1 protein-coding gene is annotated in these 1,144 nt (G+C 47.6%); it reads right to left on the bottom strand.

All coding sequences use genetic code 11. The features are described from left to right. Window positions 1-66 precede the first annotated feature (66 nt). A partial coding sequence (ftsW, locus tag R7Q38_RS24235; RefSeq protein WP_318114621.1) for a cell division protein FtsW occupies window positions 67-1,144 on the bottom strand: 1,078 nt, incomplete at its 5' end.

The raw sequence follows: 1,144 nt of genomic DNA, 5'->3' as shown, positions 1-1,144 counted from the left end.
TGCTTTGCCACCGCCAAACCTGGGAATACGTGACCGCCGGTACCACCAGCCATCACCATCAAACGTTTATTCTGTTTCATTCGTCTGTTGTTCTGATTGTTGTTGCTCGCGTTTCAAGCGGCATTCGTGATCGATACGCAGCAATATGGACACTGCAACGGACATAATAATCAGACTGGAACCACCATAACTGATTAGTGGAAGCGTCAAACCTTTGGTTGGAACAATACCAGCGGCTGCGCCCACATTGACCATGGTTTGAAACGCAAACCAAATACCAATACCAAACGCTAAGTAACCACCAAACATCTCGCCTTCTTCAAAAGCACGTTTGCCGATATACACAGCTTTAAGTACCAAGCTAAAAATCAACATCAGCACTAAAACAACACCGACGAAACCAAGCTCTTCAGCCAATACCGCAAATACAAAGTCGGTGTGCGCTTCTGGTAGGTATTCCAGTTTTTGAATTGAGTTCCCTAACCCTTGACCAAACCATTCTCCGCGACCAAACGCCATCAAAGATTGAGTCAACTGATAGCCGCTACCGAACGGATCTTCCCATGGGTCAAGAAACGAAGTAACACGGCGCATACGGTACGGTTCTACCAAGATCAAACCGACGACAGCGCCAATGCCAGCAATCATCAGGGCCAGAAACTGGGTTAGCTTCGCGCCCGCGATAAATAACATGCCAAACAGAGTAACCAGCATTACAACGACGGTACCCAAGTCCGGCTGACCAAGTAACAAGACGGCGAAGAAAGCAAACACCATGATTGGCTTCATAAAGCCGCCAAAGAAGGTCTGGCGCACTTCATCTTGCTTACGGACTAAATAACCGGACATGAAGATGAACAGCGATAACTTCGCAACTTCGGCAGGCTGTAAGTTGAACAGACCAAGCGGAATCCAACGAGAGGCGCCGTTTACTGACTTACCGGCAAGAAGTACAACAATCAGTAATCCAAATGAGACCCAAAGCAAGTAATGACTTTTCTTAAACCATTGCTCTAAAGGTACTTGAAGTATCACCGCAGAGGTCCCGATCGCCAACACTAAGAAGGTGGCATGACGGAACATGAAGTGGAACGGCTGATCGGTCAATCGTGAGCTGATTGGGAAAGACGCAGAGGTCACCATA

This window comes from Vibrio sp. Vb0598 (assembly GCF_033338935.1).
GTDB classification, from domain to species: Bacteria; Pseudomonadota; Gammaproteobacteria; order Enterobacterales; family Vibrionaceae; genus Vibrio; species Vibrio alginolyticus.
Note: the sequence above shows the minus strand (reverse complement) of the source record. Positions and strands in the feature narration are given on the sequence as shown.